Consider the following 19481-nt stretch of genomic DNA (forward strand, 5'->3'; position numbering starts at 1 on the left):
GCGCGATATGCAGGGCGACAAGCAGGGCGACAAGCGGGGCAACATCCTGAGCCACACGCGGGGCAACATGCAGGGCAACGCGGCATGAGCAGCCTGTTCGGAGCATTCGGCGCATTCGGCGCACATTGGGCCGCCTGGAGCGCCGTGGTGGCCAGCGGCGTTTTTCACGGTGCGAATCCCGCGATGGGCTGGCTCTTCGCCACCGGGCTCGGATTGCAGCGCGGCAGCCGCACCGCCCTGCTACTGGCGCTGCCGCCTATCGCGCTGGGCCACGCCGCGTCCATTCTGTTGTTCACGAGTTCCATCGCGGTGCTGGGCGCGTGGCGACCTGTGCTTATGCATGGCGGCCTGCACTGGGTGTTGGGCGCACTGCTGATTGGCTGGGCCGCGTGGCAGCATGTGTGGGGACACCGCCATCGCGTGCGCGTGGGCATGACGGCCGGCTTTCTCGGCCTCGCGGCATGGTCCGCGCTGATGGCTACGCTGCATGGCGCCGGTCTCATGCTCATGCCCGCGTTGTTGCCGATCTGCGGCGGGGCCGCGGCTAATGGCGGCGCGGGTGCCGGTGCAACGGGGCCGCTCGCGGTTTCCGTGGCGATCACCGCGCTGCATACGCTTGTGACGCTAGCCACGACCGCGGCCATCGCGTTCGCCGCCTATGAGTATGTGGGACTCGGCATGCTGCGGCGCGGCTGGGTCAACTTCGACTGGCTCTGGCGCGGTGCGCTGGTGCTCACCGGTACGGTGATGATCGCGAGTGCGTGAAGGATGTGCTGCCGTTGCGCAAGCGCTCTTCCGCCGCAAGCCCGTGACCATTTTTCGGATATCGGATCAGCAGCAGGACATCAAGCGCGCGGTCCAGATGGCACGCGAATTGACGGAGTAAATGATGACCACCACATATAGCCAATTCGACGCCGCAGACTATCTGGACAGTGAGGAGACGATTGCAGAGTTTCTCGCGGCGTCTGCAGAAGATCCCAATCCCGACGTGCTGCTAGCTGCCATTGCAGCAGTTGCCCGTGCACGCGGAATGGCTAAAGTTGCAGCCGATGCGGGGCTCGGTCGCGAAAGCCTGTATAAGGCGCTCGCACCCGGCGCACATCCGCGCTTCGAAACAATCCAGAAGGTGCTACGCGCGCTCGGTGTTCAAACTGTTTTCAAACCCCTTCCATGAAAACTCAAGTGACTCGAACGACTACCTGAACGGCAAAAGAGTAATCGTGACCGCATAAGCATCGCGCCCCAATCTGCCCGCCCCAAAGCGCGTCTCTCAATGCACCAGGTGCAGCCAGCAGCGCTGAGTGCCGCCCAGCACCCAGCGCGCGAGCCATGTACCATACGGCGCTCGCACTCGTGCGCAACGCATTGAACCGTATTTGCCGGAGAAGAACCCAATAATGTCGACCATCACCACGTCCTCGGCCCCCGAGGCGGCCGCACCGGGCATGGAAAGCACCACCCGCCCCGCTCACGCAGATTGCGCGAATCATGCAACGGCCGTTGCCAGAGCCGCCCTCGAAGCGCGCTACGGCACGCCCTGGAGCGCGCCGCTGCCCGCCTGGAACGCGACGCTCGACTCGCTGCTCGCGCACCGCTCGGTGCGCAACTACACGAACCAGCCGCTGCCCGCGGGCACGCTCGAAACATTGATCGCCGCTGCGCAATCGGCTTCGACCTCATCGAATCTGCAGACGTGGAGCGTGGTCGCCGTCGAGGATCCCGAGCGCAAGGCACGCCTTTCCAAACTCGCCGCCGGCCAGTCGCAGGTCCGCGAGGCCCCGCTCTTTCTCGTCTGGCTCGCCGACCTCAACCGTCTCGAAGGCGCCGCGCAGCGCACCGGCGCGAGCGCGGAAGGCCTTCACTATCTGGAGACGCTGTTCGTCGGCGTGATCGACGCGGCGCTGGCCGCGCAAAATGCCGTGGTGGCGCTCGAGTCGCTCGGCATGAACGCGGTCTATATCGGCGCGATCCGCAATCAGCCGGAACAGGTGGCCGCCGAACTGGGCCTGCCGCCGCGCGTGCTGCCTGTATTCGGCCTGTGCGTAGGCTATGCCGACGAGTCGCGGCCCGCGCAGGTGAAGCCGCGCCTGCCACAGCCGGTCGTGCTGCATCGCGAGCAGTACGATACCCATTCGCAACCGCACGGCATCGAGCAATACGACGAGGTGATGGGCGCATTCCAGACCTCACAGGGCCTCAGCGCAGCAGGCTGGACCTCACGCTCGCTGGCGCGCTGGCGCAGCCGCGAATCGCTGCATGGCCGCGACCGGCTGCGCGACGCCCTCCATGCGCTCGGCTTCGAGTTGCGCTGAAGTCGTTCGCACAGGTCGTTTGAACGATAGTTGAGCGCACAACGTTATGTGCTCGACCTGTCGACAATTGAGCAGGCAACTGAGCAGGCAATCGAAGGAGCAACGCAGATGAAAATCGCCATCATGGGTGCAGGCGCGGTGGGCTGCTTTTACGGCGGCATGCTCGCGCGCGCGGGCCACGACGTCGTCCTGATCGGGCGCGCACAGCATGTCGAGGCCATCGAGCGCGACGGCCTGCGCCTCGAAGCACTGAGCTTCGACGAGCACATCGGCCGCCCGCATCTCACCGCGAGCACCGAGGCGGCCGCCGTGGCCGGCGCCGATCTCGTGCTGTTCTGCGTGAAATCGAGCGACACGGAAAGCGCCGGTGCCTCGATCGCGCCGCATCTGCGCGCCGATACCCTCGTGCTCACGCTGCAAAACGGCGTGGACAACGCGGAGCGCCTGCGCACCGTGATCCCGCAGGACGTCGCGGCCGCCGTCGTGTATGTGGCGACGGAGATGGCCGGCCCCGGCCACGTGCGCCATCACGGGCGCGGCGAACTGGTGATCGAGCCCGCGCGCGGCAGTCTGGCGGCCGAGCAGGCCCTGACCCAAGCGGGTGTGCCCACCGAAATCTCCGCAAATGTGCGCGGTGCGCTCTGGGCCAAGCTCATGGTGAACTGCGCGTACAACGCGCTTTCGGCGATTTCGCAGCTACCTTATGGACGCCTCGTGCAAGGCACGGGCGTACTCGACGCGATGCAGGACGTGCTAGCCGAATGTGTGGCCGTGGCGCGCGCCGATGGCGTAACCTTGCCGCCAGACGTGAGCGCGAGCGTGAGCCGCATCGCCGAAACCATGCCGGGACAATACTCGTCCACCGCGCAGGATCTCGCGCGCGGCAAGCACAGCGAGATCGATCATCTGAACGGCTTCGTGGTGCGTCGCGGCGCGGCGCTAGGTGTGGCCACGCCGGTCAACCGCCTGTTGCATGCGCTCGTGAAGCTCATCGAGGACAAGGCGCAAGGGGCAATCTGAAGCATGCGCTTCAGTGCGGTTTAATGCATGCGGTTTAATGCATGCGGTTTAATGCATGTGCTTTAATGCGCTTTCATGAAGATGTGGTCTGCACCCCGCTGTATGCGGGGCGCGCGGTGCATCATGCGCCCGACGCTTCGCGCTCGAAGACGAGCAGCGTCGAAGTCGCCGACGCGTAGAGCTTGCCGGCGGCATCCGTGATCGTCGCCTCGGTGAAGGCCGCGCGGCGGCCGATGCTCAGCACGCGGCCTTCGGCGCGCACCGGACCGGTGCTCGCGGTCATGGGCCGGTGATAGGCCACTTTGAGTTCGAGCGTCGTATAGCCCTGATGCGGCGCGAGACGCGAGTGCGCCGCGCAGCCGCAGGCCGAATCGAGCAACGTGGCCGCATAGCCGCCGTGCACGGTGCCAATGGGGTTGTACGCATGCAGCCCCGGCACGCCTTCGAAAACCACACGGCCCTCTTCCACTTCCACGAGCTTGAAGCCAAGCGTTTCGCCGATAGGCGCGCTGCGGCCGCTCACGAGCATGCGCTGCAGTTGTTCGAGGCCGGTGAGGCCGGCGGGCAATTCGGCAACGAGGTTCATTTGAAACGTCTCTCCGTCGGGGGGATCGTGCGGCGCGCCGGGATGCACCCTGATGCAGGTTTAATGCACCGGAGGACCCGTCGCGCCAATGTCCCGACATGATAGCGTTTCACGAACGATCGTGCTTAAACCACCCTTCGAACCGAAGATGCACTCGAAGATGCACTTTTTTGCGTGGGCAATTCCAGTACGGCCTCGGTACGGCCTCAATACGTTTCGAGGTGCAGCCGCCCTTCTCGCTTGAGCCGCTCCCACAGCGCATCCCACGCCATGCCGTGCGCTTGTGAGATCTCGCCGAGCACTTGCAGCACGCCATCTTCCATGCCCTTGAGCCCGCACACGTAGATGTGGGTGTTGCCGTCCTTGAGCAGGTGCGCCACGTCCACGGCACGCTCGCGCATCGCATCCTGCACGTAGCGTTTGGCCTGGCCCGGCGTGCGCGAGAACGCAAGATTCGTGTCGATGAAATCCTTCGGCAGATTCATCAGCGGTCCGAAGTATGGCAATTCCTGCTGCGTGCGTGCGCCGAAGAACAGCATGAGCTTACCTGTCGCGCCTTTGAGCCTGCGCCGGCGCCGGTACTCGGTCATCGCGCGCATGGGCGCCGAGCCCGTGCCGGTGCAGATCATCAGCAGATGCGAGTTCGGATGGTTCGGCATCAGGAAGGTGTTGCCGAACGGGCCGATCACGGTCACCACGTCGCCCTTCTTCAGGTCGCACAGATAGTTCGAGCACACGCCGTCCGTGGCGTTGCCGCTATGGTCGCGCGTCACGCGCTTCACGGTGAGCGAAACATTGTTGTAGCCGGGCCGCTCGCCGTCGCGCGGGCTGGCGACTGAGTATTGGCGGGCATGATACGCGCGGCCATCGGCGCTCGTGCCCGGCGGCAGGATGCCGATCGATTGCCCTTCGAGCACCGGAAACGGCATCGTGCCGAAGTCGAGCACGATGTGGTGGATGTCGCTTTCCGTGGCGGCATCCGTGAGCCGGTAGTTGCCGACCACGGTAGCCGTGGTCGGCGCCTTGTGCGTGTACAGATGCACGTAGGGCCTGGCCGCCGACCACGGCGGCACCGTTGCGCCTCGCACCATGTCCGAGCCGGAGCCCGGCGCTGCGTCGCCGGTTTTCTCCGTTGCGGCCGCTTGCGATGCGTCCGCCGCGCTTGATCCGGCCGATCCCGCCGATGCACCCGATGCATCGGGCGCGCCCACCGTGGGGTTCTGGGTGGGGAGTTCGTCCCAGCCGAACTGCTCTTCGATCCCGTAGGCCTCAGCCTTGAACACATTGCGCCAGTTGTCGATCGCACCGGTCGGGCACGGCGGCACGCAGGCCATGCAAGCGTTGCAGACGTCCGCTTTCACGACGTAATTGACGCCGTCGTGCGTGATTGCATCGACCGGACAGGTCTCTTCGCAGGTATTGCAGCGAATGCAAATCTCAGGATCGATCAGGTGCTGCCTGAGGATCTCCACGGAAACCGGACCGTTCATGATTGTCTCTCCCGGCCCATGCAAAGCGGACCGCCAACTGTGCGTTCAGTTAAAGCGCACATACTCGAAATCGACGGGCTGGCGATTGATACCCATCGCCGGCGGCGCAATCCAGTTCGCGAACTTGCCCGGCGCCACCACGCGGCCCATCAGCGATGCGACATAAGCCCGATCCTCGGCCGTGGGCAGCCACTTCGCCTCGTTCGCGGCCCATTGCGTCTCGTCGATCACGCGGCCGTCCGGCGCGACGCGCACCCCCGCGAAGGTGCCGATCTGGCGATTGAACGCCTTGTGCGGCACGCTCAAGCGAAAGTCGATGCCGGCCTTCTCCAGCACCTTGTTCCAGCGATTCACGCCTGCTACGGAGTCCTTGATGTAGTCGTCGCGCAGCACTTCGTTCATGGCGTTGAGCATCGGCACCTCGCGCTCGACGAGCTTGCCCTCCTGCACGTCGAGCAGGCGATATGTCTGGCCTTCGAGCTGATGGTCGTCGTCGCGTTTCGTTTCCTCGTAGCGGCCCTTCAGGCCCGAGCTATAAAACGTAGCCGCGTTCGACGAGTGATCGGCGCCGAACAGGTCGATCGTCACCGAGTAGTGGAAATTCAGGTAGCGCTGGATCGTTTCGAGGTCGATCACGCCCGCGGCGCGCAAGCGGCCCACGTCGTCGGTCTTGAGTTCGTTCATCACCTGCGCGGTGCGCTGCACCACGCGCGAGACGCCCGACTCGCCCACGAACATGTGATGCGCCTCTTCGGTCAACATGAATTTCGTGGTGCGCGCGAGCGGGTCAAAGCCCGATTCGGCCAGCGCCGAAAGCTGGAACTTGCCGTCGCGGTCGGTGAAATAGGTGAACATGAAGAACGCCAGCCAGTCGGGCGTTCGTTCGTTGAAGGCGCCCAGGATGCGCGGATTGTCGTCGTCGCCCGAACGGCGCTCGAGCAATGCTTCGGCTTCCTCACGACCGTCACGGCCGAAGTAGCGATGCAGCAGATAGACCATCGCCCACAGATGCCGCCCTTCTTCCACATTCACCTGAAAGAGATTACGCAGGTCGTAGAGCGACGGTGCGGTCAGGCCCAGGTGGCGCTGCTGCTCGACCGAGGCGGGCTCGGTGTCGCCCTGCGTGACGATAATGCGGCGCAGGTTCGCGCGGTGCTCTCCCGGCACGTCCTGCCACGCGGCCTCGCCCTTGTGCGCGCCGAAATGAATCTTGCGTTCCGCCTCGCCGGGCGCGAGGAAGATGCCCCAGCGATAGTCGGGCATCTTCACGTGATCGAAATGCGCCCAGCCGCCGGCGTCCACGCTCACCGCCGTGCGCAAATACACGTCGAAGCCGTGCGAGCCCTCGGGTCCCATGTCGCCCCACCACGAAAGAAAATTCGGCTGCCACTGCTCCAGTGCGCGTTGCAGCGCGCGGTCGTCGGCGAGATTGACGTTGTTGGGGATCTTTTCGCTGTAGTTGATGGTGGACATATCGGTTCCTTGCGGCTATGGCGAATCAGGCTGGAGCAGGGCTGCTCGAACTGAAATTGGGCTGAAGTCGGGCTGCACTCACACGCGGGCGAGGTCGAACTGCGCCTTGCTGCCCTTGCCGTACACCTTGAGGGCGCCCTTTTCGCCTACCGCGTTGGGGCGATTGAAAATCCAGTTCTGCCACGCGGAGAGGCGGCCAAAAATGCGCGTCTCCATGGTCTCGACGCCATTGAAGCGCAGATTCGCTTCCAGGCCCGTGAGCGCATCGGGCGACATGGCGGCGCGCTCTTCCAGTGCGATGCGGATCTCATCGGCCCAGTCGATGTCGTCGGGCGCGGTGGTCACGAGACCCAGGCGCTCCGCCTCGAGCGGCTTCACCGGCTGGCCGATCTGCGCACGCGCAGCATCCAGCGGCTCGGCCTCGCCATAGAAGCGCCGCACGAGACGCGACTGCTGGGTGACCATCGGATACAGCCCGAAATTTGCTTCGGATAGCGTAATAACCGGCTCTTCGTCTTCGTTCGAAGGCAGCGCCGCCATATAGCTGCGGTCGGCGGCAAAGGCCAGCTCCGCAAAGGTACCGGCAAAGCACGAGCCCGGCTCGATCAGCGCGAAGATCGAACGCGACGAGACGTCGATGCGCGCGAGCGTGCGGCGCAGCATGCCGATGGTCTCGCGCACGAACCAGTGGTCGCGGTGTTCGAGCAGCGTGGCGTCGGCGGCCAGCACACCGCGCGCGTCGCCTTCGGTCTTGAAGATCCACGTGCCGATGTCGAGTTCGTTGGTGCGCATCGTGAGGATCGCGTCGTCCAGCTCGCGTGCGAACTGCAGCGGCCACCACGCGGCGCCGGCCGCGACAATCGCCTCGATGCCTTCGGGCAGCGGCGCTTTCGCGGTATCGGGCGCTTTCACGGTAAAGGTGGCCGTGCGCTTCGCGCGATCGATCGCCACTTCTACGCTCGCGTAGCTCAGACCGCTCTCGCGCTCGACACGCTCGATGCGCGTGAGCGCGATGCCCTGCGCGCCCTCTGCAACTTCAGGCCGGTCGCTTTGCGCGGCCAGTTCGAGCGCGCGCGCCTGCACGGCCTGGCTAAAGCGGTTGGGCTTGACCACGTCGTCTACGAGACGCCACGCTTTCGCGCGCTCGCCGCGAATGCCCTCCGCCACGGTGCAGAAAATATCGGCGCGGTCGTGACGCACACGGCGCTTGTCGGTGAGGCGCGTAAGACCGCCCGTGCCGGGCAGCACGCCGAGCAGCGGTACCTCGGGCAGCGCCACCGTGGACGAGCGGTCGTCCACCAGCAGGATCTCGTCGCAGGCCAGCGCCAGTTCATAGCCGCCGCCCGCGCAGGCGCCGTTCACAGCGGCAATGAATTTCAGGCCCGAATGCCGCGAGGAATCCTCGATGCCGTTGCGCGTCTCGTTGGTGAACTTGCAGAAGTTGACCTTCCATGCGTGGGTGGAAAGGCCCAGCATGAAGATATTGGCGCCGGAGCAGAACACCCGGTCCTTGAGGCTCGTGAGCACCACCGTGCGCACTTCGGGGTGCTCGAAGCGGATGCGCTGGAGTGCATCGTGCAGTTCGATGTCCACGCCGAGGTCGTATGAATTCAGCTTCAGCTTGTAGCCTTCGCGAATGCCGCCGTCTTCGGCAATGTCGATGCCGAGTGTGGCAACGGCGCCGTCGAAGCTGAGCTTCCAGTGCTTGTACTGCGAGGGGTCGGTGCGGTAGTCGACACGCGCAACGGTCGATTGTGCGACCGGCTGGGCGACGGCGGTATCTGGTGCGGCCATGGGGCGTCTCCTTGGTCGACCGGAATCCGTGCTGAAGCGCCGGCTCCGGTCTCATGCAAAGCTGAGTGTGCACTTCGTTTCAATGAACGATAGTGCACCACACACCCCATGTAAAGCACTTTAATGCATCTTCATCGCTGTAGCGGGTAAACATGAAGTCCAGTGCATACCCCGCCTGCTCCACCGGCCAGCTTCAGTCGATGCGCGCCGGCTCCGCGCCAAGCCGGGCCGCCAGGCGGTCGCGCAGTTGCAGATAGGCGTCGGCGAGGGTTTTCTCGCTGGTGTCGAAGCGCATGTCCGCGCGGCCGTATAGCTCGCTGCGGCCCGCCAGAATGCGCTTGAGGTCATCCATCGCCTCGCGGTTGCCGGACATGGGCCGCAGGTCGCCCTGCGCGACCACCCGGCGCATGTGCTCCTCGGGCGCCGCCTGGAGCCAGACCGTGAAGCAGTGCGCAAGCAGCGTGTTGAAGGTGGCGGGCTCGGAGACGAGGCCGCCCGGCGAGGCAATCACGGCGCGCGGATGCTCGGCGACCACGGCCTCCAGCGCGCGCTGCTCGTAGCGCCGGTACGCGCTGGCGCCGTAGAGCGAGTGAATCTCCGAGGGCGGGCAGCCAGCCAGTTGCTCGATCACGCGGGTGAGCTCGACGAACGGCACCTTGAGCTCCTGCGCGAGCATGCGCCCGAGCGTGGACTTGCCCGCGCCGCGCAGGCCGATGAGCGCGATGCGCTCGTTGCGGTGCGGGTCGGCGGGCGCCTGCGAGAACATTTCGGCGAGCGCGATGCGGGCGCGCCGCAACGCGGCCGGGTCGCGCCCCTGCAGCAGCTCGCGAATCAGCAGCCATTCGGCCGACGAAGTCGTGACATCGCCTGCCACCTCCGCCAGCGAGCAATTGAGCGTGGCCGCGATCTGCCGCAGCACCAGTACCGAGGCATTGCCCACGCCCGATTCGAGATTCGCGAGATGGCGCTCGGACAGCCCGGTTTCCGCCGCCAGCGTCTTGCGCGTCATGCCGCGGCGCGCGCGCAGCATGCGCACGCGCTCGCCCATCGCGGTCAGGAACGGGTCGCGTTCGCTGCGCTCGCCGCGCCCCGCGTCAGCCGTTTCATGAGCGGACTCATCCGGCTGCGGCTCGGCAATGTAAGTTTGCTTCATCTTCAGACACCTCCCAACCCGATTTTATGTACTATAGTGCTTGACATGCATTTTACTAACCGCTAATTTTCGCCAAAAGACGAGCCGGCGACAAACGCAGATGCTGCGGCCGATCGCTCTGCATGAACCCGGAGTAAGTGCAGAAGCACTAACTCGGGCAAACAGGAGACACGCATGTCCCAGCAAGACTTCGAGCGCCTGATCGCAGGCGTCACGAAACAGATTGCCGGTCGTCCGCTGGATGATGCACTCGACGCGTGGCTCAACGCTACCTGGCCGAACGGCAGTCCGACCTTCGCGGCACTCGAGAACGCTTGCCGTCAGGGTATCGCCCAAGGCTGGATGTGCCAGCGCGAGGCCGGCGGGCTGCGCTACGGGCGCGTCTTCAAGCCGCTGCCGGCCACGCATGATTTTTCAGTCGATGTCGTGCAGATGAAGGATCTTGCCGGCCCTCACCATACGCACCCGCATGGCGAAATCGATCTCATCATGCCGGTCACGCCCGGCGCGACATTCGACGGCCGGCCCGCAGGCTGGTGCGTCTACGGTCCGGGCAGCGCGCACCATCCAACCGTCGCGCACGGCGAGGCGCTCGTGCTCTACCTGCTGCCCCAAGGGGCAATCGAGTTCACACCAGCGCCGGCCTGAGCGACAGGCACCAGCCTGCACGCCTGAATCGCCGCTCCGCCGAAAGAACAGCGCCGGGTTGAACACCGCCGGGTTGCATACCGAATACCGCTGGGTTGAATACCGCCGGGTTTAATACCGATTTACCAGGCAATCCGAATTGACTGACTTAGCAGCTTCATAACGACCGAAGATCGACAGCGCCACGCACACGCAAGGCCATGGCCAGCGAGGCAACACGATTCGAGGCAGACAGAGCGGAGACAGCATCGTGGAAACCCAAGCAGCGTCGCCGGCCGCTTCCGTGGTCTCGGTGGCTTCGGCGGCCTCTCTAGCCCCTGCCGCCCCCGCGGCCACACAACCACCGAGCGCACCGGCCTGCGTGCCGCCGCCCGCGCAACTCAACTTCGCGGCGCACCTGTTCGCCCTGAACGCGATGCGCGCCGGCAAGCCCGCCTATATCGACGACACCTGCACGCTGTCCTACGGCGAACTCGAAACGCGCGCGCGCCGCTTCTCCGCCGCACTACGCACGCTGGGCGTGCGCGCCGAAGAGCGCATCCTGCTCGTGATGCTCGACACCGTCGAATTGCCCGTGGCCTTTCTCGGCGCGCTGCACGCGGGCGTCGTGCCCGTGCTCGTCAACACGCTGCTCACCGCCGCCGACTACGCCTACATGCTCGCGCACAGCCGGGCGCGGCTCGTGATCGCGTCGGGCGCGGTGCTGCCTGTCGTGAGCGACGCGGTGAGCGCCGCGGTGAGCGCCGCGCTGGAGCAACTCACGCTGGAGCAACGCACGCCCAAGCAAGCCAATTCCGATGCGGATTGCGAAGCCAGCAGCGCGGACTACGCGCTAGTGGTTTCGCAGCCGCTCGCCGGCGCGCCGCACTACCCGTGCAGCGCACACGTCTTCCATGAACTGATCGAAAGCGCCCAGCCGGCTACGCGCGCGGCGCCAACCAACGGCGACGATATCGCTTTCTGGCTCTATTCGTCGGGATCCACGGGCAAGCCCAAGGGTACGGTGCATACGCACGCCAATCTCTACTGGACCGTGGAAACCTATGCCAAATCCGTGCTCGGCATCGGCGAAAGCGACGTGGTGTTTTCCGCCGCCAAGCTGTTCTTCGCCTATGGGCTCGGCAATGCCCTCTCGTTTCCGCTCTCGGTGGGCGCGACCACGGTGCTGATGGCCGAGCGCCCCACCGCCGACGCCGTCTTCGCGCGCCTCGTCAAGCATCGCCCCACCATCTTTTACGGCGTGCCCACGCTGTACGCGAGCATGATGGCGTCGCCCAACCCGCCCGCGCGCGCCGATGTCGCGCTGCGCATTTGCGCATCGGCGGGCGAGGCGCTGCCGCGCGAAACCGGCGAGCGCTTCAGCCGCCATTTCGGCAGCGACATCCTCGACGGCATCGGCTCCACCGAAATGCTGCACATTTTTCTATCGAACCGTCCCGGCGAAGTCGAATACGGCACCACGGGGCGCCCCGTGCCCGGTTATGAAGTCGAATTGCGCGACGAATCGGGCCAGCCCGTGCCCGACGGCGAAATTGGCGACCTCTATATTCGCGGCCCGAGCGCGGCCTTGATGTACTGGGGCAATCGCGAAAAATCGCGAGCGACCTTTCTGGGCGAGTGGGTGAAGAGCGGCGACAAGTACCGGCGCATGCCCAACGGCTGCTACGTCTATGCGGGCCGCAGCGACGACATGCTCAAGGTGAGCGGCCAGTATGTCTCGCCCATCGAGGTGGAAATGGTGCTCGTGCAGCACGAAGCCGTGCTCGAAGCGGCCGTGATCGGCGTGGATCAGGACGGGCTCGTGAAGACCTGCGCGTTCGTCGTGCTCAAGCAGGAAGCGCAGGCGCAAGCGGGCGCCTCGCCGGAAGGGCATGCGGCGCTTGCCGCTGCGCTGAAGGCCTTCGTCAAGGCACGGCTCGCGCCGCACAAGTATCCGCGCGAGATTCTTTTCGTCGACGATTTGCCGAAGACCGCGACCGGCAAGATCCAGCGCTTTCGTCTGCGCGAAGCGTATCGGCCCCGCGCATGAGGCACGCGTGCGGCGCTCGTTAGCAATCGTGAGGCGATCGTGAGGCAATCACGAAGCCAGCGTGAGGCCATTCACCGACATCATCGAAGCCATGAACGCAAGCCTGTTTGCAGCCCTTCCCGCCACCGCCCGGCGCGGCGCACTCACGATTGAATATCGCTGGGTCGGCTCGCATCGCGCGGCGGCGCCAATCGCCGTTTTCCTGCATGAAGGCCTCGGCTCAGTCGACATGTGGAAGGACTGGCCGCATACGCTATGCGAGCGCCTCGGCATGCGTGGGCTGGTGTATTCGCGGCCCGGCTACGGGCGCTCCACGCCGCGCGCGCCCGACGAGAAATGGCCCGTCGACTTCATGGCGCATCAGGCCCACGACGTACTGCCCGCGCTGCTCGATGCACTCGGCGTGAGCGCCGCCGAACGTGCGCGCATGTGGCTCATCGGTCACAGCGACGGCGCATCGATCGCGCTGCTCCATGCCGCGCGCTTCGCGCACGCGCTCGCGGGCGCCGTGGCGATCGCGCCGCATGTGTTTGTCGAAGACATCTCGGTGTCGAGCATCGCGCAAGCAAAAACCGCCTACGAAAGCGCCGGGTTACGCGACAAGCTCGCGCGCTATCACGACGACGTCGACTCCGCGTTCTACGGCTGGAACGACATCTGGCTCGATCCCGCGTTTCGCGCCTGGAACATCGTCGGCGAACTGGCCGCCATTCGCGCGCCGCTCCTCGCCGTGCAGGCGCGCGACGATCACTACGGCACGATGGCGCAGGTCGAAGCGATCGGCGCGCAGGTGCCTCATGCGCGCGTGCATGTGCTCGATACGGGTGGCCATTCTCCACATCGCGACGCCCAGGCCGCGCTCGACGAAGCCATCGTGCAATTCATTCTCGCGCCGCACGCCCGTGCGGTCTCGGCCTGAGCGGTACGCGAAGCACCGTTCGCAGACCATCGGCGCTCCCGCACGCCCAACACTTCGCGGGCCGTCACGCGCCATAACGCGCCATTTGCAAACCATCCAATGCAAGCGACATCGCTCGCCCCATGCCATCAGGTGCCGGCGTGGTGGGGTGGCGGCGTGCGGCCGAATGTGATGCCCGGGGTCCTTTCCGGCCCCATCTGCACGCCACAATAATGTTATTGTCTTCATTGCCACAGCAGCCGCCCCCCTGCACTGGGACCGCTTCACATGAGCGCCCTGCATGCGCCTGGAGACACATGTGCAGTCGAGGCCGGCGGCGAAATCGGCATCGAACAATGAGCGATTCCACCCTGATGAACGTATCGAGAATCACGATGCGCGCGCGCCGCAGTTGGGCGGCGCTCAAGCCGCGCATGGTGCGGGCATTCGCGCCCGCCATGCGCAACCTCCAGTACGTCAAGCGCCGCATGCGGCCGCTCGCCGTGGTCGCGAGCCTCGGCTTTCCGCTTTACTACTATGTGTGGAAAGACCTGTTTCCGCAGCCCTACGAGAATCTCGCGCTGCGCCTGATTGGCGCCGCGCTGTTCGTGCCGATTCTCTTCTTCGAGCGCTGGCCCGCCGCCGTCAAAAAGCTGCTGCCCTGGTACTGGTATATCGCCACGCTCTATGCGCTGCCGTTCTTCTTCACCTTCATGCTGCTCAAGAACAACGGCAACGAGGTATGGGTCGAAAGCGCGCTGATAGCGGCCTTCGTGATGGTGCTGCTGCTCGACTGGCTCATGCTCGTGCTGCAGTTTCTCGTGGGCATCGGGCTCGCGTTGATCGCCTATGTGCTCACGACCAACCCCATTGTCCTCGACTCGATCTATCTCACCCACCTGGCAATTTTTTCATTCGCCGTGGCCATTGGCGCGGTGGCGAACTACGACCAGGACCGCATTCAGATCGAACAGGAACGCGCCATGCTGGCTACGGCGGGCAGCGTCGCGCATGAACTGCGCACGCCGCTCGTTGCCATTCGCGTGGGTGCGGCAGGTCTCATGCGCTACCTGCCCGCGCTGCTCGACACTTATGCCCTCGCCCAACGCAACCGCCTGCCGGTGCCGAAAATACGCGTGGCGCATTTACATTCGATGCAGGGCGTGGTGAGCCGCATCGAGCAGGAGGCGCTTCATTCGAACGCGATCATCGACATGCTGCTCGCTACCGCACGCTTCTCCGGCACGAACATGCAAAACGCAACGGTGTGCTCGATTGCGCATTGCGTGGAAACCGCGCTCGCGCGCTATCCGTTTCGCGAAGGCGACCGCGCGCGCGTGCATTGCAATCTGCGGCCCGATTTTGAATTCGCCGGATCCGAAATGCTCACGGTGCACGTGCTGTTCAATCTGCTCAAAAATGCATTCCGGCACATGGGCAGCATCGACGGCGCGCATATTTCCATCCGGCTCGAAGCGGCAAATTCCGGCAATCGCACTCATCGACTGATTTTCAGCGATACCGGGACCGGTATTTCGTCTGAAGTCTTGCCGCACATCTTTACCCGCTTTTATACTTCAACCACCACCACCGATGACGTGTCGCTCGGAGCAGGAATCGGGCTGGCATTCTGCCGCGATGTCATGCAAGCGATGGGGGGAGCAATTGCCTGCTCTTCGGTGAAAGGCAAATACACCGAGTTTGTTTTGACATTCCCAGCGCCATGACGAAAGCCACCCCGAAAGCCATTCAGCCGTTTTCCTGGCCGACCACTGCCGCCTTCGTCGACGACAGTGCGGCTTTTCTATCGAATCTGAGCCTGCAACTCGCCCCGGATCTGGCATTCCGGCTGTTCAGCTCGCCCGCGGAAGCCCTGAAATTTCTGAACGGCCGCGCGGCGCAGGACCGGCCCGCTTCGCCCATTTTCAGTCCCTATCTCGACCGCACCGAAGAAAACGATGCGCACCAGGTCATTGCCATGCGCGTGGACGCGATCCGCTCGCTCGCGCACCGGCCGGAGCGCTTCGACTCCGTCTCGGTCGTGGTGATCGACTACGACATGCCCGAGCTCAACGGCCTCGAGTTTTGCCGCCGCCTCGCCAATCCGGCGCTCAAGAAAATCGTGCTCACCGGCAAAGCCGACGAGCACGTGGCCGTCAAGAGCTTCAACGAAGGCCTGATCGACCGCTTCATCCGCAAGCACGAAGTCGACGCAGTAGAAACCCTGAATCAGGCGATTCACGACATGCAGGCCGCGTATTTCGACAAGGCCTGCAGCACGGTGCTCGACGCGCTCGCCGTTTCCGAATACGCGTTCCTCAAGGACAGCGCGCTCGCCGCGCACGTGCAAGGCATTTTCGAATCGCTTGGCATCGTCGAGCACTATCTCTCGTACCAGCCGCACGGCCTGCTCATGTTCGATGTGCAGGGCACGGCGTACCTGCTCATCATCCATACCGAGGAATCGCTGCGCGGCGTGCACGAGATCGCCGTCGAGCAAGGCGCGCCCGCGTCGTTTCATGCCGAACTCGACAGCCATCGCAGCGTGCCCTACTTCTGGCGCACCGAAGGCTACTATCCGGCGCAATGCGAGCAATGGCAGCCGTATATGCATCCCGCATCGGTGTTCGTTGGCGAGCGCCGTTACATCTACGCCGTCGTGAAGAATCCCTCGGGACTCGCGCTCGACAACGTGCAGCCCTACGACGCTTATCTGCAACAGCTTGACCGGGAAATCCAGGCGGCGTGGGATTCGCGCTGAATAGTGCCATCTAGTGCTGACTAGCGCTGATTCGTGCGGAGTTGCACCGAATCGTGCCCGGCCATGCTGAATCGCGCACGCCACCCAGGTGTCACCTTCGTGTCACCTTCGCGTTACGCTTGCGGACGGCTCATGCCATCATCGTCATGCGGCCACCGGCAAGTCCGCGAGCGCTCGCGGCTGCCGTACGCGCATGCGCCCGGCGCCGCGCTCCATGAGACGGCGCGTCGAAGGCCAGTTCCACATTTGCACTTCGTCGCGTATCGCCTCGCACACGTCCACGATGCGCTCGAGCTCCGACTCGCTGAGCGCCGCGTTGATCGACAGGCGCACGAGCGAGCGGTTCTGCGCCGTTGCGGGCGCACAAAACACCGACCCGAAGATGCCGCGCGCTTCGAGCGCATCGCGCAGCGCGATGGTTTGCGGCTCCGGCCCGGCCTCGAGCGCGATGATCTGCGTTTCGCTGCCGTTGAGGTTGTACCCGAGTTCCGCGAGACGCATGCGCACATAGCGCGCGTTCGCCGCCACCCGCGTGCGGCGCCAGTCGTCGCGCTCGATCACGTCGAGCGTGGCCGCGAGCGCGGCGGTTTCGTGCGGCAGCAGCGTCGAGCTAAAGATGGCCGGCAACGCCTCGCACTTGAAGTACTCCTGAAAGCGCCGCGAGCAACTGATGATGCCCGCGCGGCCCGCGAAAGCCTTCGCGAGGCTCGCCGTGCGGAAGTGCACGCGCCCGGCGAGGCCCAGCTCCGCGACGAGCCCCGCGCCATGCTGGCCATGCGTGCCGAGCGAATGCGACTCGTCCACCACGAACACGCAATCGTGCTCGGCGCACACGTCCGCGAAGGCCTGCAGCGGGCACACGCTGCCGTTCGTGCTGTACACCGAATCGACGATCACGATGCCCGGCCCGTAGCGCTGGATCCGTTGCTCGAGATGCTCGACGTCGTTATGGAAGAAACTGATGGCCTTCGCCCCCGCGCTGCGAATACCTTCCCACAGCGACATATGCGCCATCATGTCCACGTACACCGGCGTCTGCGCATTCGCGATCGACTGGATCAGCCCCGTGTTGGCCGCGAAACCCGACTGGCACAGCACGCTCGCCTCGGCGCCCATGAACTGCGCGAAACGGTCTTCGAGGTTCAGTTGCGGGCAATCGTCGCCGTGCAGGAACACACCCGACATCAGCAGGCCGTTGCCCTCGGAACGGATGCTCATGCACATTGCATCGAGAATCTCGGGATGACGGGCGATCGACAGATAGTCGTTGCTCGAAAGGTGTAAAGCGTCGGCGTCCGGCACGCGCCCCTTCATGATGTGCCCGCCCGCCCAGCTCTGCTGCACGCGTTCCGTGTAATAGCGGTTGACGCGTGCAGCGAGAAAGGCCGGCAGCGCCGCGTCGTTGTTGTGTGCATTGCGCCAATTGTTATTGCCAACTTTCATCTCAGGCTCCTTGTGGTTAGTGGCCGCCCTCCCAAGCTGAAAAGCAGCTTCCCCCCGAAATCCCGCGGGACGGCTGGCCGATAATTGACCCGCGCCGAAGCACCATGCGCAAAGCGGCATGGGAACTCCAGTGATGAGTCTATGAGTGCGGTTACGAATGCGAGTGAAGCGAAACCTGACGGGCGCGCGCATGGCGCGAGGGGCAAGACGCGGCGCGCACCGGCTGCTGCTGCGTGCACATGCACACGGCGCGCCATGGTGCGGGCGGCCCGAAGGTCCGTGGGGCGGCTGGCGTCCTGCGCTGCGAACCCGCCGGCACGGCCTGGCATCGACGCGTCCCGCTTGCGCTTGCACGCGCACGAGGGGCCGCGGATTTGAAGGCAAATGAAGACGCGTGACGCCGTGAGCGGGCGTCTCGACATCCGCACGATTCCCGCCTTGCGTGATCACCACTGGTTACCAAGGAAGAGACGCCTGCCCGAAGAAAGCGGTGCCTGTTTCCGGCGCTGCGAAGAAGGCAACGCACAGCCGGCGGGAATGAACGTTGCGTTAAACGCCACTCCCATCTGGGAGTGATTATCCTTTAAAAACAGAGACGTGGCTTACCCGAATTGCATCAGATGCGCTATGCATACCGAAACGACTGCCAATCCGCGACACGCCTCAGCGAACCGTTGCTGAAACATCCAATTCGCATAGATTGGAAAAGAGACAGGATGATGAATTAAATCCAGCGCGCAAAGAGGGGAAACACCAAGAGCGCTGGGTCGCCGTCTGGTTTTAAGGGCCGGTTGGGCGACCGTATCGACTGGCATTATGTGAGCCTTTTATGACATCAACTGCGGGAATGCTAGCTGCTAGGTCATGGACGCGTTATTCGAGTGACGCCATGCGCCATGCGTCTTCGGTCGAGGCCTGGTCTGACCGGATGCATCAGGCATGGAAAATGCGCACCCGCCCGTAACTCCGACAAATAAGGGTAGGTGCTGTACGCCAGCCCGGGCGGAATCGGGGAACAGGACAAAACACGGGCGCACGGCGTAACAACCGTGCAAGGAACGGCGGGGGCGCGCCGCACAGGTAAACGACGTATGGCTACCGTATTACTCGTCGACGACGACATCAACGCACTGAACGCGCTCAAAGAGCTAGTCGGTCAGGAAGGCTATCGGGTAAGGACCGCCGAGGACGGGACGGACGCGCTCAGAACCGCGCTCGCCGACCCGCCCGATGTCGTGATTTCCGATTGCATGATGCCGCATATGGATGGCCTCGCGCTGATGCGGGAAATGCGCCGCAACAGCATGCTCGCGGGGGTGCCGCTGGTGCTCGTCTCCGCACTCGTCACGCCGCCCGCCGACGCGGATCTGTTCGGCTTCCTGCGCAAGCCCTTTGCCGTCACGCAGCTACTCGACATCTTGCACCGCGTCGCCATGCCCTGAGCGAGCGGCGCGCGTAGTCGGCACATGGGCGCCGCATGGTGCCTTTTATTACCCCCTCCCCGCGCGGCACAAGCGTTGCGCATTCACGTGACGTCCTCTACCGGGAGAAAGCACATGAACGACTACGCAGGGCGCTCGCAAGACGAGCGCGTGGCCCGACGCAAGCGTGCGAAGCAGCCCTCTCAGGAACCGCCGGGCGGCGACATGGCGGTACCCGGCACCGAACCGGACCGCAGCCACAGCAGCGGCGAGCTCTCCGAGCAAGGCAAGGAAGTCTGGCGCAAGGGCGCCGGGATCGATGGCGGCGGCAAGTCGAACGAGAAGTGAAAGCACGCGCGCGTGTTGCGGCACGCACAGTACGCTGGCTTCCGGCCAATCATTCGCAAAACGAAGTAATTTTTGCTGGACCTCGTATAGGGCGACGGCTAC

General features: G+C 64.5%; 18 protein-coding genes. 12 read left to right on the forward strand and 6 right to left on the reverse strand.

Annotated features, from left to right (window positions below):
* Positions 1–84: 84 nt before the first annotated feature.
* The 4 genes from L5014_RS04650 to L5014_RS04665 all read left to right on the forward strand — a co-directional run bounded on the left by L5014_RS04650 (position 85) and on the right by L5014_RS04665 (position 3335).
* On the forward strand, positions 85–765 hold the full coding sequence (locus tag L5014_RS04650; protein ID WP_238462395.1) for a hypothetical protein: 681 nt from the start codon (positions 85–87) through the stop codon (positions 763–765).
* Between the two features lie 124 nt (positions 766–889).
* Complete coding sequence (locus L5014_RS04655; protein WP_238462511.1) at positions 890–1177, forward strand: addiction module antidote protein; 288 nt, start codon at positions 890–892, stop codon at positions 1175–1177.
* Between the two features lie 223 nt (positions 1178–1400).
* Positions 1401–2315, forward strand: a complete 915-nt coding sequence (locus tag L5014_RS04660) for an NADPH-dependent oxidoreductase (protein WP_238462396.1) — start codon at positions 1401–1403, stop codon at positions 2313–2315.
* Between the two features lie 108 nt (positions 2316–2423).
* Positions 2424–3335 (forward strand): ketopantoate reductase family protein, encoded by a 912-nt coding sequence (locus tag L5014_RS04665; RefSeq protein ID WP_238462397.1) that lies wholly within the window; start codon positions 2424–2426, stop codon positions 3333–3335.
* A gap of 121 nt (positions 3336–3456) precedes the next feature.
* On the opposite strand, the gene L5014_RS04670 is transcribed toward L5014_RS04665, so the two are convergent.
* From L5014_RS04670 to L5014_RS04690, 5 genes are all read right to left on the reverse strand, one after another.
* A complete protein-coding gene (locus L5014_RS04670) occupies positions 3457–3921 on the reverse strand; it encodes a PaaI family thioesterase (protein ID WP_238462398.1) in 465 nt (154 codons plus the stop codon).
* A 206-nt stretch (positions 3922–4127) separates the two neighbouring features.
* Positions 4128–5411 (reverse strand): benzoyl-CoA 2,3-epoxidase subunit BoxA, encoded by a 1284-nt coding sequence (gene boxA, locus L5014_RS04675; RefSeq protein ID WP_238462399.1) that lies wholly within the window; start codon positions 5409–5411, stop codon positions 4128–4130.
* Positions 5412–5456: 45 nt separating this feature from the next.
* A complete protein-coding gene (gene boxB / locus L5014_RS04680; RefSeq protein WP_238462400.1) occupies positions 5457–6884 on the reverse strand; it encodes a benzoyl-CoA 2,3-epoxidase subunit BoxB in 1428 nt (475 codons plus the stop codon).
* A gap of 78 nt (positions 6885–6962) precedes the next feature.
* Positions 6963–8678, reverse strand: coding sequence for a 2,3-epoxybenzoyl-CoA dihydrolase (gene boxC, locus L5014_RS04685; protein ID WP_238462401.1), 1716 nt, complete (start codon positions 8676–8678; stop codon positions 6963–6965).
* Between the two features lie 193 nt (positions 8679–8871).
* Complete coding sequence (locus L5014_RS04690) at positions 8872–9831, reverse strand: helix-turn-helix transcriptional regulator (RefSeq protein WP_238462402.1); 960 nt, start codon at positions 9829–9831, stop codon at positions 8872–8874.
* 174 nt (positions 9832–10005) lie between these two features.
* Between L5014_RS04690 and L5014_RS04695 the strand changes: the two genes are divergently transcribed.
* From L5014_RS04695 to L5014_RS04715, 5 genes are all read left to right on the forward strand, one after another.
* Entirely contained in the window at positions 10006–10479 is a 474-nt protein-coding gene (locus L5014_RS04695; protein WP_238462403.1) for a DUF4863 family protein, read from the forward strand.
* Positions 10480–10894: 415 nt separating this feature from the next.
* The gene (locus L5014_RS04700; protein ID WP_420800017.1) at positions 10895–12508 is read left to right on the forward strand and encodes a benzoate-CoA ligase family protein; all 1614 of its coding nucleotides are present in this window, start codon (positions 10895–10897) and stop codon (positions 12506–12508) included.
* Between the two features lie 91 nt (positions 12509–12599).
* Positions 12600–13427 carry an alpha/beta fold hydrolase gene (locus L5014_RS04705; RefSeq protein ID WP_238462513.1) on the forward strand — a complete coding sequence of 276 codons (828 nt, stop codon included), beginning with the start codon at positions 12600–12602 and terminating at the stop codon, positions 13425–13427.
* 335 nt (positions 13428–13762) lie between these two features.
* The gene (locus L5014_RS04710; protein ID WP_238462404.1) at positions 13763–15133 is read left to right on the forward strand and encodes a sensor histidine kinase; all 1371 of its coding nucleotides are present in this window, start codon (positions 13763–13765) and stop codon (positions 15131–15133) included.
* Positions 15130–16167 carry a response regulator gene (locus L5014_RS04715; protein WP_238462405.1) on the forward strand — a complete coding sequence of 346 codons (1038 nt, stop codon included), beginning with the start codon at positions 15130–15132 and terminating at the stop codon, positions 16165–16167. Before L5014_RS04710 ends, L5014_RS04715 begins: the two co-directional genes overlap by 4 nt.
* A 144-nt stretch (positions 16168–16311) precedes the next feature.
* Here L5014_RS04715 and cqsA read toward each other — a convergent pair whose 3' ends face one another.
* A complete protein-coding gene (gene cqsA / locus L5014_RS04720; RefSeq protein WP_238462406.1) occupies positions 16312–17610 on the reverse strand; it encodes an alpha-hydroxyketone-type quorum-sensing autoinducer synthase in 1299 nt (432 codons plus the stop codon).
* 384 nt (positions 17611–17994) lie between these two features.
* On the opposite strand from cqsA, the gene L5014_RS04725 reads away from it, so the two are divergent.
* The 3 genes from L5014_RS04725 to L5014_RS04735 all read left to right on the forward strand — a co-directional run bounded on the left by L5014_RS04725 (position 17995) and on the right by L5014_RS04735 (position 19379).
* Positions 17995–18186: a hypothetical protein gene (locus L5014_RS04725; RefSeq protein WP_238462407.1), complete on the forward strand. Its 192-nt coding sequence runs from the start codon at positions 17995–17997 to the stop codon at positions 18184–18186.
* Between the two features lie 515 nt (positions 18187–18701).
* Positions 18702–19052 carry a response regulator gene (locus tag L5014_RS04730; protein WP_238462408.1) on the forward strand — a complete coding sequence of 117 codons (351 nt, stop codon included), beginning with the start codon at positions 18702–18704 and terminating at the stop codon, positions 19050–19052.
* Between the two features lie 114 nt (positions 19053–19166).
* Positions 19167–19379 (forward strand): hypothetical protein, encoded by a 213-nt coding sequence (locus L5014_RS04735; protein ID WP_238462409.1) that lies wholly within the window; start codon positions 19167–19169, stop codon positions 19377–19379.
* Positions 19380–19481: the final 102 nt, after the last annotated feature.

Source organism: Paraburkholderia tagetis (genome assembly GCF_022213065.1).
Taxonomy (GTDB): domain Bacteria; phylum Pseudomonadota; class Gammaproteobacteria; order Burkholderiales; family Burkholderiaceae; genus Paraburkholderia; species Paraburkholderia tagetis.